Origin of the sequence: Hoeflea sp. Naph1, from assembly GCF_046837775.1 — a bacterium.
Lineage (GTDB): Bacteria > Pseudomonadota > Alphaproteobacteria > Rhizobiales > Rhizobiaceae > Hoeflea.
Genome location: NZ_CP177286.1, coordinates 2,306,948 through 2,320,735, shown reverse-complemented (window position 1 = coordinate 2,320,735; position 13,788 = coordinate 2,306,948). Strand labels below are relative to the sequence as shown.

The window sequence follows — 13,788 nt, the reverse complement described above, 5'->3', positions numbered from 1 at the left end:
AGCATAGTGTCTATTTCTGGCTCGGCGCGGCGGCGGCAAACTCGCCTATTTCCGCGGCCAACAGGCGATAGCCTTGGAGTGTTTCAGGCTTTACCCGATACCAGTTCGCACCAAGCTGGTGCGCCTTTTGCTCGTCATGAACACTGGTCGAACCCGACAATATCATCGCCTTGAGGTGCGAAATTTGTGCGTCAGCGCGAACCTCGGCCAGCACGACAAAGCCATTCGGGTGCGGCATGCTGAGATCGACAACGGCAAGATCGGGATTTTCGTCCCGGATCACGCACACTGCGCGGCTACTGTCGATGACAGAGACCAGCTCTATTTCGACGTCAGCAGCCTCAAACCCGCGCCGCAGCATGGATATGTCAAACTGGTCGTCATCAATCACAACGATCTTCTTGTTCATGTCAGCTCCGATGGTTGGCGCAGGCAATTGAGCACCAACACTCCCCGATCCCGTCGCCACAGCGCACGGTCATTGTTTGATGCCACGATGTCCAACCAAAAGCCAGATCCGCTTTACACGATCCCTTCACATAACAGGTTCACGGACCTGCACGGAAACACAAACAAGACAAGGACGCGAAATCCAAACCCGGTGCCCACTAAACGCGAACCCTGCCCCTGCTACGCCCGGCATATCCGGCTGGACCGCAGAAAGCCGAGAGGCCAGCGCGGCGCCTGAGGCCGATTGCTACCCTGTGATCTTCTTGAACAGCGCACGCACGCGTTTGGAAGTGGTCTTGAAATCGGCTTCCAGGCTGGCAATGTCGGGTGCCTCGCCGGTGCGGGTGACGAGCTCGATCAGGCCGGCAGGTGCTTCGCTGGGTGCAAACGCGCCCTCGGTGCACAACCGCACGATCTGTGCATGGCCGCTCCACAACGCCAGTGCCCGGCGCAATTCCTCGGTCACCTCCTGGCCCAAGGCCTCCGGCCCCAGCGTCTTCAACGTGACATCGGTGCCGGTGCACTCGCCGGGATCAGGTCTGGGGGCTGCCTGTCCGGTGGCTGGATCAACCGCCGTGGCGGCTTCATTGTCGGCCTGATCATCAGGCAGCCAGCCGCCGGCACGGGCGCGCAACGAGAGATATTGGGCGATGAACTCGATATCGATCAGACCACCGGGGATCAGCTTTACGTCCCAGATGTCGCGCGGAGGCTTTTCCTGCTCAATCAAATCGCGCATTTCCACCAGATCAGCCTTGAGCTTGCGCTCTTCGCGCGGCCGCGCCAACGCCTCGTCGATCAGCGCCCGCGCTTCGTCGCAAAGGCTGGTTTCGCCGGCTACCGTACGGGCGCGGGTGAGTGCCATATGCTCCCAGGTCCAGGCCTCCTCGGCCTGGTATTTGGCAAAGGCGCGGATCGAGGTCGCCACAGGGCCCTTGTTGCCCGAAGGGCGCAGCCTGAGGTCGACATCATAGAGAATACCCTCGGCGGTCGGCGCCGAAAGCGCGGCCACCAGGCGCTGCGTCAGGCGGGTGTAGTAACGCACCGGATCAAGCGGCTTGGGACCATCGGATTCATCAGCATCCGGATCGTGATCGTAAAGCAGTATGATATCGATATCGGAGCCGGCGGTCAGTTCGCGACTGCCGAGCTTGCCCATGCCGATCACCGCGGCACGCCCCCCCGGCACACGACCATGGGCCTCCTCCATGCCCTGGCGGACGGCATCGAGGGCAGCCCCAATGATCAGGTCGGCCAGGTGGGAAAAGGCACGTGCAGCCCGTTCCGGTGCGATCGCCCCGGTCAGCAACCGCACCCCGATCAGGAACTTTTGTTCGAGCGCAACGATCCTGAGCCGGTCGAGAATATCTTCATAGGCGCTGGCACCTTGCAGGAACGCCTCCAGCCTCTCGGCCAGGTAATCCCGGGTCGGCAATTCCGCCATCAAGCCCGGATCGAGCATGCCGTCAAACACATGCGGCTTGCGGGCGATCACCTCGGCCAGCCGCGGCGCCGACGCCATGATCGTCACCATCAGCGACATCAGCGCCGGATTGCTGCCGATCAGAGAGAACAGCTGAATGCCTGCCGGAAGCCCGGCGATGAAGGCATCGAAGCGAAGCAACGCCTCGTCGGCACGCTTGGTGGCGCCGAACACCCTGAGCAGTTCAGGCGTCAATTCGGTCAGCCGTTCGCGTGCCTCGACAGACTGGGTGGCGCGGTAGCGGCCGTAATGCCAGGTGCGGATGATGCGGGCGATGTCGGCGGGACGTTCAAACCCCAGTTCGGCCAGCGTCTTGAGTGTGCCGGGGTCGTCGTCCTCGCCGGTAAACACCAGATTGCCGAGCTCTCCCGACAACCCCGCCTCCTTCTCGAACAGCGCCGCGTAACATTCCTCGACGCGTTTGAGGACGGCGACATAGGTCTGACCGAATGCTGCGGTATCGGCTTCGCCCATCATCAACGCAATGCGGGCAAGCTCGGCCTCTGTTTCAGGCAAGGTATGGCTCTGCTCGTCATGCACCATCTGGATGCGGTGCTCGACGTTGCGCAGGTACCAGTAGCTTTCGGCCAACGTGCGTGCGGTGACGGTGTCGATCCACCGGGCGCGGGCCAGCGCCACCAGCATCTCGTCGGTGCGCCGGCGTCTGAGCTTGGGCATGCGACCACCAGCGATCAGCTGCTGTGTCTGGACAAAAAACTCGATTTCGCGAATGCCGCCACGACCGAGCTTGACGTTGTGGCCCTTGACCGCAATGTCCCCAAAGCCTCGATGGGCATGGATCTGCCGCTTGATCGAGTGAATATCGGAAATGGCGGCAAAATCGAGATATTTGCGAAACACGAACGGCACAAGTTCGTCCAGGAAGCGTTCGCCGGCGGCCTGATCACCGGCCACGGCACGGGCCTTGATGAAGGCTGCACGCTCCCAGTTCTGACCTCGACTTTCATAATAATTGAGCGCCGCTTCGACTGGAAACGCCAGCGGCGTCGAGCCCGGATCGGGCCGCAGCCGCAGGTCGGTGCGGAATACGTAACCGTCGCCGGTGCGCTCCTGCATGATCCGCACCAGCCGCCGGACAAGGCGGGCAAAAATGTCGGTCGACTCTTCACTGTCGACGACGATGCCGGCATCCGGATCAAAGAAGATGACAATGTCGATGTCGGAGGAATAATTAAGCTCGCCGGCGCCATGCTTGCCCATGCCGAGCACAATCAGGCCGGAATCGGTACTGGGACGGTCCGGGTCCGGAAGCTTGAGCTTGCCTGAATCGTGGCCGGCGCGCAGCAGATGGTCGAACGCCGCCCCCAGTGCCGCATCCGCAAGCATGCTCAGCGACAAGGTGGTCATGCGGCAATCGATCAGCCGCGCCAGATCATTGAGCGCCAATGTGAGCGCCACCCGCCGCTTGGCACGGCGCAGATCGCGCATCAGTTCGGCTTCACTGGCAAGGGTTCCATCGCTGTTGCGCCAGCAGTCCCTGGCGCCGGCGATGGTTTCGGAAACCAGTTCTGCCGCTGGCCGGGTCAGCGCCAGGCTGAGCGTTTGCGGGTCGGCAAGGGCGAGTTCGCGCAGATAGGGCGATAGCGCCAGTGCTGCCAGCACAAACTCGCGCGCGGCGCCATTGGCGGCCAGCAACACGTCAATCTCGGGATGTTCGGCGCCCAACGGCTTGAGATCGGCAGCCACGGATTTGGCGGCAGTGGCCGATTGCGCCCGGATCGGACTTTCGGCGAGATCGATCAATCGGTCCTGAGCGCTGTCCTGGTGTCGGTCTTGGGCTTGCGGTTCGGTCATGTTTTCCCTGGCAGGGCCATGGTCGCGGCCAGGCCGGGGTTGATCTCGGCATCGGGCGTCGCGTCCGTGAGTTCCAATGACCCACCATGCAGCGCCGCCACCGCCTGGACAAGGCTCAATCCAAGTCCGGTGCCCGGTTTTGAACGGCTTTCATCGAGCCTCACAAAGCGCTTGACCACATCCTCGCGGCGATCGGCGGGAATCCCGGGACCATTGTCGATCACCGAAAGCCGCACCATCGCCTTTTCCCGCACCAGCCTGATATTGATGGTTGAAGCATCGCCATCACCCGCATATTTGATGGCGTTGTCGATCAGGTTCGACAGCGCCTGTGCCAGCAGTTCGCGGTTGCCCAAAATCGTCAGCCCCGGCGCGATATCTGCGGTCAGGCTGATCCCCTCTTCTTCGGCCACTGGCTCGTAAAGTTCGGCGGCGTCCGCGGCCAGGCCCGACAGATCGACCTGGCTCATCTGCGCGGTGGATGATCCCGCCTCCACCCGGCTGATCATCAACAACGCATTGAAGGTGCGGATCAACTGGTCACTGTCGGCGATCATCTGTTCAAGCGCCTGCTGCTGGGCTTCCGGCCCGCCATCGCTGGCAAGCGCTGCTTCGGCACGGTTTCTGAGCCGGGTCAGCGGAGTCTTGAGATCGTGGGCGATGTTGTCGGAGACCTGGCGCAGGCCCTCATTGAGCCGTTCGATCCGGCCCAGCATGGTGTTGAGCGACAGGCTCAGGCGGTCAAACTCATCGCCCGACCCGTTCACCGGCAGCCTTTGCGACAGGTCGCCGGCCAGAATTTTCTTGCTTGCTTCCGACATGTGATCGATGCGCTTGAGCGCACGACGGCCGACAAAAAACCAGATCCCCAGTGCGCCGGCAAACATGATCGCCAGAGCCGTGACGAGCGCCTGGCGAACCAGTCCGCGGGCCTGTTCACGTTCGCCGATGTCGCGGCCCACCATCAACCGCATGCCGTTGGGCAGAAACACCACCTGGGCCAGCGCCTGGTGGTCGTCGCTGGCAGTATCGCCAATGCGCTCGTAGCGGAAGGGCGACGCCGTCCAGCCCTCGGCGTCAAGCACGCCCGGGGCAATGGCGGCAATGTTGCCGGCAATCAGTTCGCCGGTCGGTGAAGCGATTGCGTAGAGATTGCCACCGGGCTGGCGGGCGCGGCGCTCAATCGAACGCACCAGTCCGGCGATGCCGTTGGAGCGGTAGGCGCCACCAATAATGCGCAGTTCGCTGCCGATTACCGCCTGGATCCGCTCGTGCTGCATGCCGACCGAGATGGAGGTGACGTAAAATACCAGCGCCACCGCGCAGAGCGCGAACAGGCCGAGGTAAAGCGCCGAAAGCCGCACCGCAGTGGTGCTGAGCATGGCGCGCAGACGGATCATCGAACCATCACCCCCCGGCTTTCATCATGTACCCGGCGCCGCGCACGGTTCTGAGCAGCGACTCGTCAAAATCCTTTTCGATTTTTGATCTCAGGCGCGAAATATGCACGTCGATGACATTGGTCTGCGGGTCAAAATGATAATCCCAGACATGCTCGAGCAGCATGGTGCGGGTGACGACCTGCCCCGCGTTCTTCATCAGGTATTCGAGCAACCGGTATTCGCGCGGCTGCAGCGGAATTTGCTGGCCGGCGCGGCGCACCTCGTGGCTCAACCGGTCAAGCTCGAGATCGCCAACCCGGTAAACGGTTTCCTGGTCGCGTCCGCCCTTGCGGCGGCCAAGAATTTCGACCCGGGCGAGCAGTTCGGAAAAGGCATAAGGCTTGGTGAGATAGTCGTCGCCGCCAGCGCGCAGGCCGGTGACCCGGTCATCTACCTGGCCGAGTGCGGACAGAATCAGCGCCGGCGTGTCGTCGCCCTTGCTGCGCAGTTCGCTGATGATCGAAAGACCGTCGCGCTTGGGCAGCATGCGATCGACCACGAGCACATCGTAATCGTTTTCCGAGGCGAGAAAGAAACCGGACTCACCATCGCTGGCGTGATCGATGGTGATCCCCGCCTCGCGGAATGCCTTGGAGAGATAGGCTGCCGTTTCCAGATCGTCTTCGATGATGAGAATCTTCATAAGTGCGATCCTAGCGACTGCCGCGCCAGCCGCAAGCTCGGTGGCCGGGGATCAAGGCTGCCGGCTGCATGGCGCAGGCGTAGCCCGGCGAGAAGGTGTGGGGAAATATCGTGCGAAAGATGACAGGCGCGGCGGGCCAATAGGGGGCAGCCCGCCGCGTGTCGGCTTTCGGTGCGCGCAATGCGTCACCGAAAGCCGGGGGACATCAGCCCTGTTCGATCGGCAACGCGACAAAGCGCGACCGGTTGTCATTTTCGACATGGAACAGTGCTGCCTTACGGCCATCCTTGGCGGCGGCATCGATGATCGCCACCACATCGCTGGCCTTAGAGACATCCTGGTTGTTGACACCCAGTATAAGATCGCCGGCACGAAGGCCGCGTTCGTCGGCGACGCTATCGGGCTCGACCGATGTAATGACAAGGCCGCTGCCGGTCTCTGCCGGCACCACGGTCAGGCCAAAGCTGTCGAGTGTTGCTTCAGCCTGCGGGGCCGAAGGTGCATTGTCCTCGTCAGGCGACAATGACGCCATGTCCGTGGGCAGTTCACCCAGTTCAACCTTGACGCTCTCGGACTTGCCGTTACGCCAGATGGTGATATCGACGCTCTTGCCCGGATCCATCGCTGCGATCTTCTTGGCCAGTTCGCGCGGATCCTTGACCGCGTCGCCGTTGACCGCGGTGACCACATCGCCAGCCTCGATGCCGGCCTTGGCGGCGGGTGCACCATCCTGTGGCTGTGTCACCAGAGCGCCCTTGGCCTCGGACAGGCCGAGGGATTCGGCAATGTCATCGGTGACCGGCTGGATCTGTACGCCAAGCCAGCCGCGCTCTACCGATCCGTCCTTGATCAAATCGTTGATCACGGTGCGTGCGGTGGAAGCGGGAATTGCAAAGGCAATACCGACATTGCCGCCCGACGGCGAGAAGATGGCGGTGTTAATGCCGATCACTTCACCATTGAGATTGAAGGTCGGACCACCGGAATTGCCGCGGTTGACGGCAGCGTCGACCTGGATGAAGTCGTCATAGGGGCCGGCGCCGATGTCACGACCGCGGGCAGAAACGATGCCGGCGGTAACAGTGCCGCCAAGGCCAAACGGGTTGCCGACAGCAACCACCCATTCGCCGACGCGGATCTTTGAGTCATCGGCAAAATCGACATAGGTAAACTTTCGATCGTCTTCGACCTTGAGCACGGCAAGATCGGTGCGCTTGTCGCGGCCGATCAGCTTGGCGTCGAGCTCGGTGCCATCATCCATGATGACGGTGAAAGCGGAGCCATCTTCAACAACATGGTTATTGGTCACTAACAGGCCATCTTCCGAGATGAAGAAGCCCGAACCCTGGCTAACCGGGCGCACGCGTCCTGGACGGTTCTTGCCCTTGGGGCCGCGGTGATCACGCTCGGCGCGGCGGTCTCCTTCAGCCTGGTCGTCGCCAAAGCCACGGCGGAATTCCTTGAAGAACCGCTTCATCGGATGGTCGTCGGGCAGGTCGTCAAAACCCTTGCCATCGAAATCGAAACCGAAGGTGCTGTCATCAGAGACCTCTTTCACCTTCGCCTGAACCCTCACCGACACGACTGCCGGAGATACTGCCTCGACCACATCGGCAAAGCTCGGAGCCTGGGGCGCTTCAACGCGCACCGCATCGGCAAGCGCACTACCGGTTGGCGCGGGCATGCCAGTGGCAAGCATCGCGGCGGCAATACCGGCGATAGCGGTGGTAGTCAGGAAGGTCTTGGAAATCTTGCGGGGGGACTGCGACATGGCTCAACCTCTTTGTTATCTGCAAAGCCGAGTTCCGGCTCTTGTCAGTTACACATAGGTCTCCTTCACTTACGACAAGCTTTCCAGATCATTAAACCTTTGTAATGTTTGCGCCGCGCCAGCGTCCCGATCAGCGCCACTGCGCGCGGCCAAAGTTATCCGGACGCCACCAATTGTCGGCAGCGCCAGCGGCAAAACCGGTCCGAGCCGCGGTTGCAACCGCCCTGACCCGATGCAGTTACTCGAGCCGGGTGACGACCTTTGCACCATGTTCCAGCGTGCGGTGAACCGGACATTTGTTGGCGATTTCGATGACCTTGTCCGCAAGTTCCGCCGGCGCGCCGCCATCAATCGAGATTATCCGCTCGAAACGGTCGATCTTGCCGCCTTTGGCGCGTTCGCTTTCGCTGCACTCGAGGCAATCGGCGGCATGCACCTTGTTGTGGCTTACCGTGACGGTGACGAGACCGAGGTCGATTTTCTTGAACCGGGCATACATGCGCAAGGTCATCGCCGTGCAGGCCCCCAGACCGGCGGCAACCAGGTCATAGGGCGTAGGCCCGGTGTCGGAACCGCCGACGCCGGCCGGTTCATCGGCCAAAAACCGGTGCGGTCCGGCCTGAACCGAAACCTGGAACTTGCCCTGCCCGGTTTCGCCGACCACCACATCCTCGACCGGCGCATTTTCAGTCCGGGGCGCTTCGCTGACCAGATAGCGCGTGGCCCAGGAGGCGATCACCCCGGCAACATAATTGGCGTCCGCAGGGTTGGTGAGAAGATGATCGGCGCGATCAAGCGAGACAAAGCTCTTGGGATGCTTGGCGGCGACGAAGATGGCACTGGCGTTATCGATACCCACCACCTGATCGCGCGGGGCGTGCAACACCAACAGTGCCTTTTTCATGCCGCCGATGCGTTCGGCCAGGCTGGTGGCGTTGAGATCCTCGACGAACTGGCTCTGAATGGTGAAGGTGCGTCCGCCGAGATTGACCTCGGCTTCGCCCTTGGCGGCGATTTCATCGACACGGCTGCCGAAATTCTGGATCACATGGCTCGCTTCAGACGGCGCGCCAATCGTCACCACCGCCTTGACAGATGGCAGGTCACCGGCCAGCGCCAGCACGGCGGCGCCACCCAGCGAATGGCCGACCAGAATTTCCGGCGCATCATAATGCTTGGCCAACCAATCAGCGGCGGCGCGCAGGTCGGCGACATTGGAGGAGAAATTGGTGGAGGCAAATTCACCGTCGCTTGAGCCGAGCCCGGTGAAATCGAAACGCATCACGGCAATGCCGGCGCGCGCCAGTTCACCGGAAATCCGGCGGGCGGCAAGCGTGTCCTTGGAACAGGTGAAACAATGCGCAAACAGCGCCCAGGCGCGAATCGCGCCGGCGGGCAGATCGAGCCGCGCCGCCAGCTTGGCCCCGGAATGGCCTTCGAAATCCGCGCGAATGGTGTGTGCAGTCATAATGTGCCCCTTTGTCTGATCAAAGGACTTGCATATCAGGCCTGTTGATCACGGTCTTTCAACAGTTTCGCGAGCTCGAGTTGTTCAGCCTCGCTCAGCCCGGAAGTTCCGGTGGCGCTTGCCGCACGGGACCGACCGCGACTGAGCACCGCCATGGCGACCCCTCCGATCAGCAGGATCAGCGCCGGGCCGCCCCACAACATCAGGGTCTGCAAGGTGATCCGCGGCTTGAGCAGCACGAATTCACCATAGCGCGAGACGACATAATCAAGCACCGCCTCATCGCTGTCGCCGGCTACCAGCCGATCACGCACCAGAACCCGCAGATCACGCGCCAGTTCGGCATTGGAATCGTCGATCGACTGGTTCTGGCAAACCATGCAACGCAACTCTTTCGAGAGGATGCGGGCGCGGTTTTCCAGCACCGGATCATCAAGCACTTCATCGGGATTGACCGCCCATGAAGGCGACGCCAGCGCAAACGTCAACAACAACAAAGCCAGCGCCTGGCGCAGCAGGATCATGCCGTTGCTCCGGCTTGTTTACGGGCGCGTGCACGGTTCGGAGCGCCGATGCGCAGACGCCGGTCGGACAGCGAAAACAAACCGCCGATCATCATCAGGATCGGGCCAAACCAGATCAGCGTGACCAGCGATTTCCACCAGATCCGCACCACCATTCCGCCATTCGGATCGAGTTCGCCCAGCGAAATGTACAGCTGGCTGGCGCCGAATGTGAGGATTCCCGACTCGGTGGTCGGCATGCCGCGAGCCGGATAAAACCGCTTAGCAGCACTGATCGTGTCAACCACTACCCCACCCCGGGACACGGTGAACTCGCCCTGTTGCGCTGTGTAATTGGGCCCGGCAATCTCGCGCAGGCCGTCGAAGCGCAGATCATAACCAGCCACCGGCGTGGTGTCGCCAGGGTTCATGGCGACCACCGATTCGGTGGACATCGTGCTCGCCGCGATAATGCCGATGACGGCAACGCCAAGCCCCATATGCGCAAATGCTGCGCCAAAAGCCGAGCGCGGCAGACCGATCAGACGAGCCCAAGCCACGCCCGGACGCAGTCGGCCGACCCCCGAACGCAAGGCAAGGTCGGTGAAAGCGCCAAAGATCAGGAAGGTGCCGAGCGCAATGCCCAGCCCCGCCAGCACCGGCGCGCCGGTACGCAGGTACACCACGCCAAGCCCCACCAACACCGCAATACCTGCGGCGAAATAAAGCCGTTGCGCGGCGCCTGCCAGATCAGCCCGTTTCCAGGCCAGCAACGGCCCGAACGGCACCGCCAGCAACAGCGGCACCATCAACGGACCGAACGTCAGGTTGAAGAACGGCGGGCCGACGGAAATCTTGGTCCCGGTCGTGGCTTCCAGCAACAGCGGATAGAGTGTGCCGATCAAAACCGTGGCGGCCGCCGTTGTCAAAAACAGGTTGTTGAGCACCAGCGCCCCTTCACGCGAAATCGGGGCAAAGATGCCGCCCGCTTTCAGCGAGCCGGCGCGCAGGCCGAACAGCGCCAGTGCGCCGCCAATGAAGACCACCAGTATGAGCAGGATGAAGACGCCGCGAACCGGATCGGAAGCAAAGGAGTGCACCGAGGTCAGCACCCCGGATCGGACCAGGAAGGCGCCGAGCAGCGAAAACGAAAACGTCAGGATAGCCAGCAGTACGGTCCAGATCTTCAGCGCTTCACGCTTTTCCATCACCAGTGCCGAATGCAGCAGCGCGGTGCCGACCAGCCAGGGCATGAAGGAGGAGTTTTCCACCGGATCCCAGAACCACCAACCACCCCAGCCAAGCTCATAATAGGCCCAGTAGCTACCCATCGCGATGCCGGCGGTCAGGAAGACCCACGCCGCCAATGTCCAGGGCCGAACCCAGCGCGCCCAGGCCGCATCGATGCGACCCTCGATCAGCGCGGCGATGGCAAAGGCAAAGGAGATCGAGAAGCCGACATAGCCGAGATAGAGCAACGGCGGGTGGATCGCCAGCCCAACATCCTGAAGGATCGGGTTGAGGTCATTGCCTTCTATCGGCGGCAGATCAACCCGCGCGAACGGGTTCGAAGTCAGCAGCACGAACAGCAGAAACGCCACGGTGATCCAGGCCTGAACCGAAAGCACATTGGCTTTGAGCGTATCAGGCAGGTTGCGGCCAAACACCGCCACCAGTCCGGAGAACAGCGCCAGAATCAGCAGCCACAGCAGCATAGAGCCTTCGTGATTGCCCCATACGCCGGTGATCTTGTAGAGCATCGGCTTGAGCGAATGCGAGTTCTCGATGACGTTTCGAACCGAGAAATCCGATGTCACGTAGGCATTGGTGAGCGCCACATACGAAATCGCCACCAGCATCAACGTGGTCAGCGCTGCGGTCGGGCCAACGGCCATCAGGCTTGCATCCCTACGGCGCGCGCCGATCAGCGGCACCAGCGACTGGACCACCGACGTCGCCAGGGCAAGAACAAGGGCGAAATGGCCGATCTCGGTTATCATGGCGTTTTCTCCTTTGCCGCAGCGGCGTCAATGACGGTCAGTTGGCGGATGCGGGTTGATCCCCGACGCCCGGCGTCGGGTCGCCTTCCTGCCAGACGCCCTGCGCCTTAAGCGCGTCGGCGACTTCCTTGGGCATATAATTCTCATCATGCTTGGCCAGCACCATATCGGCTTCGAAGATGCCCTGCTCGGGCGAGAATGTTCCTTCCGTCACCACTCCCTGCCCCTCGCGGAACAGGTCGGGAAGGATGCCGACATAGTGCACCTTCACCGATGCGTTGGTATCGGTGACGGCAAAGGTTACCGTTGAATTCTCGCCGCGCTCTACCGAGCCTTCCTCGACAAGTCCGCCTAGCCGCACCCGCGTGCCCGGCGCCAGCGGTTGCGCCAGCACGTCAGTGGGTGAATTGAAGAATACGATCTGCTCGCGCAGCGCAGAGGTGACCAGTGCAGCTGCGCCCACCAGAAATACTGCACCTGCGGCAATGATCATCAATCTCTTCTGCTTGCGGTTCATTGGCTATCCATTCCAACGTTGAGGCCCAATTCGGCAGCGAGTTCGGCAAGTGCCCGGCCGCCTTCGCTGTCGCCGGGGAACGTCACCGAAGCCTTCTGCAACGCCGCGCCCGCCGCTCCAGGGTCACCCAGCACCGCATAGGAGCGTACCAACCGCAGCCAGCCTTCCATATTGTCGGGATTCTCGCCAAGCTTGGCATCAAGCGATTCCACCATGCCGCGAATCATGGCCATACGATCTTCGGCCGGCATGCTGTCAGCGGCAGCAATGTCGGCCTCGCTTGGCCCTACAGCCTGTGTGGCAGCATTGGCCGTGCCCGGATCGGCCTCCGGCAGGATAAACGGCGTACCGAGCGCCGCGGCCGGTTTGCTCGGGGCAGATTGCAAGGCCGGCTTGGGTGGCGCCATCGGCACACCACCGAGCGTGGCAGTGGCACCTAAGTCTAGTTCCTCGGCAATCGTGACCAGCCGCTGGTTGTCTGTGCCGGGGGTCGCAAACACGGCAAAGGCGCGATCCAGCGCGGTCTGCGCCCGATCCCGTTCACCGGATACGACAAGCGAACGCACCAGACGCAGCCAGCCTTCGATATTGTCGGGATTTTCAGCAAGCCGAGCTTCCAGGCCGGCGATCATCGTGCCAATCATCGCCTGCCGATCTTCCGGACTCATGTCCTGGGCGGCAGCAATATCTGCTGCCGATGGTCCGCGCGGCATCGACCCGGCACCCGACAGTGGGCCGGGCGCCGGGCCGGAATCAGCCTGCAATTCGGCGATACGGGTTCGCACGGCGGGAAGCCAGGGGGCATCCACCGGTGCGTTATCTGCCATGACAGAAAAGGCAGACAGCGCCGCCTCGCGCTTGCCTGACTGCGACAATGCCAGTGCCAGGAAAAACTGCGGTTTTGGATCGCTGGGATCGAGTTCGCGCGCCGTCTGGAACGCCAGCCCGGCCTCCTCGGTAACGACGCCGCCGGCCTCCGAATACAAGGCTTCCCCGAGGTTAGACAACCGCCCTGCCGATGGCCCGAGAAGGGCTACCGCCTTGCGGAAGGCTGCGACTGATTCGGGGAACTGTCCGGTCCTGAGATAAATCGGACCAAGCACTTCCCACCCCCTGCCATCATCGGGGTTGCCCGCCAGGTGCTGTTCGGCGCGGTTTACCAGCATGGCGATGTCGACATTTTCGGGATCAGCCTGCAGCCGGGCAGCCAGCGGCAATTGCGGCAGGTCGGGCCGTCCGATTTCAAGGTAGACAGTCAGGGCCGCCAACGGCATGAACAAGGCGACCAACACGATCGCCGCGCGGCGCAAACCGCGGTTGTTGTGACTGCCGACACCTGCTTCGGCGGCATCGCTCTTGCGCGCTGCAGCCAGCAGTCTGCGCGAGATCTCGGTGCGCGCCACCTCCGCCTGCGTCGGCTCGACGAGGCCGCCGGCAAGGTCGCGGTCAACCTCGGCCAACTGGTCCCGATAGACTTCCACATCATGAAGTTCCGGAACATCCGCCGATTGCGAACGTGCACGCGCCAATGGTCCCAGCAGGACCAGGGTCGCGACGGCGGTCATGACAGCTGCAATCACCCAAAATAACATGTGGCTTCAATATCCGAGCATGGTTCAATTTCCAACCGCAAACGGCGCTCTGCACAACAATGGGGCGTTTGGTCGCGTTCGCTGTCGGCATTATCTGCACTTAC

At 62.1% G+C, this 13,788-nt stretch carries 10 protein-coding genes; all 10 read right to left on the bottom strand.

Annotated elements, in window-relative coordinates:
* Positions 1 to 10: 10 nt before the first annotated feature.
* The 10 genes from ACK6D9_RS10990 to ccmI all read right to left on the bottom strand — a co-directional run bounded on the left by ACK6D9_RS10990 (position 11) and on the right by ccmI (position 13,684).
* Positions 11 to 409 (bottom strand): response regulator, encoded by a 399-nt coding sequence (locus tag ACK6D9_RS10990; protein ID WP_322988294.1) that lies wholly within the window; start codon positions 407 to 409, stop codon positions 11 to 13.
* A 288-nt stretch (positions 410 to 697) separates the two neighbouring features.
* Positions 698 to 3,748, bottom strand: coding sequence for a bifunctional [glutamine synthetase] adenylyltransferase/[glutamine synthetase]-adenylyl-L-tyrosine phosphorylase (locus ACK6D9_RS10985; protein ID WP_412051688.1), 3,051 nt, complete (start codon positions 3,746 to 3,748; stop codon positions 698 to 700).
* Positions 3,745 to 5,148 (bottom strand): sensor histidine kinase, encoded by a 1,404-nt coding sequence (locus ACK6D9_RS10980; protein WP_412051687.1) that lies wholly within the window; start codon positions 5,146 to 5,148, stop codon positions 3,745 to 3,747. The genes ACK6D9_RS10985 and ACK6D9_RS10980 overlap by 4 nt, the downstream gene beginning before the upstream one ends.
* A 7-nt stretch (positions 5,149 to 5,155) precedes the next feature.
* Entirely contained in the window at positions 5,156 to 5,833 is a 678-nt protein-coding gene (locus ACK6D9_RS10975) for a response regulator transcription factor (protein ID WP_322988297.1), read from the bottom strand.
* A gap of 205 nt (positions 5,834 to 6,038) precedes the next feature.
* A complete protein-coding gene (locus ACK6D9_RS10970; protein ID WP_412051686.1) occupies positions 6,039 to 7,604 on the bottom strand; it encodes a Do family serine endopeptidase in 1,566 nt (521 codons plus the stop codon).
* A 238-nt stretch (positions 7,605 to 7,842) separates the two neighbouring features.
* Complete coding sequence (locus ACK6D9_RS10965; RefSeq protein WP_412051685.1) at positions 7,843 to 9,072, bottom strand: alpha/beta fold hydrolase; 1,230 nt, start codon at positions 9,070 to 9,072, stop codon at positions 7,843 to 7,845.
* 35 nt (positions 9,073 to 9,107) lie between these two features.
* Positions 9,108 to 9,587: a cytochrome c-type biogenesis protein gene (locus ACK6D9_RS10960; protein WP_412051790.1), complete on the bottom strand. Its 480-nt coding sequence runs from the start codon at positions 9,585 to 9,587 to the stop codon at positions 9,108 to 9,110.
* Positions 9,588 to 9,592: 5 nt separating this feature from the next.
* Positions 9,593 to 11,575 (bottom strand): heme lyase CcmF/NrfE family subunit, encoded by a 1,983-nt coding sequence (locus ACK6D9_RS10955; protein ID WP_412051684.1) that lies wholly within the window; start codon positions 11,573 to 11,575, stop codon positions 9,593 to 9,595.
* A gap of 37 nt (positions 11,576 to 11,612) precedes the next feature.
* On the bottom strand, positions 11,613 to 12,092 hold the full coding sequence (gene ccmE / locus ACK6D9_RS10950) for a cytochrome c maturation protein CcmE (RefSeq protein WP_322988302.1): 480 nt from the start codon (positions 12,090 to 12,092) through the stop codon (positions 11,613 to 11,615).
* Positions 12,089 to 13,684: a c-type cytochrome biogenesis protein CcmI gene (ccmI, locus tag ACK6D9_RS10945; protein ID WP_412051683.1), complete on the bottom strand. Its 1,596-nt coding sequence runs from the start codon at positions 13,682 to 13,684 to the stop codon at positions 12,089 to 12,091. Before ccmI ends, ccmE begins: the two co-directional genes overlap by 4 nt.
* Between the last annotated feature and the right edge of the window lie 104 nt (positions 13,685 to 13,788).